The sequence below is a fragment of the Extibacter sp. GGCC_0201 genome (genome assembly GCF_017566055.1).
In the GTDB taxonomy this organism is placed as follows: domain Bacteria; phylum Bacillota; class Clostridia; order Lachnospirales; family Lachnospiraceae; genus Extibacter.
On sequence record NZ_JABFCH010000167.1, the window covers coordinates 1 to 223 of the forward strand.

Sequence of the window (223 nt, forward strand, 5' to 3'; positions counted from 1 at the left end):
TTCAACAGTTTACCACTAGAAATATTAAAGAATGGATTATTTTCTCCACGACGGTCATAAGCATTGTCTGTCAGATGTTCCATAAACAACATACCATGATAAGACCAAAAGTCCGAAACACTATATTCCAAACCATTTGTAATACTACCTCTATATAAGGAAGTTAAAGCTAATTCGGCATTCTTATCATCAGTCCAAAAATTATCTTCCGACAAATCTGTCA

1 protein-coding gene is annotated in these 223 nt (G+C 33.6%); it reads right to left on the reverse strand.

From position 1 onward, the window contains the following. Window positions 1–223, reverse strand: a 223-nt coding sequence (locus HJV72_RS19135) for a hypothetical protein (protein ID WP_208073462.1), incomplete at both ends; no start/stop codon positions are given.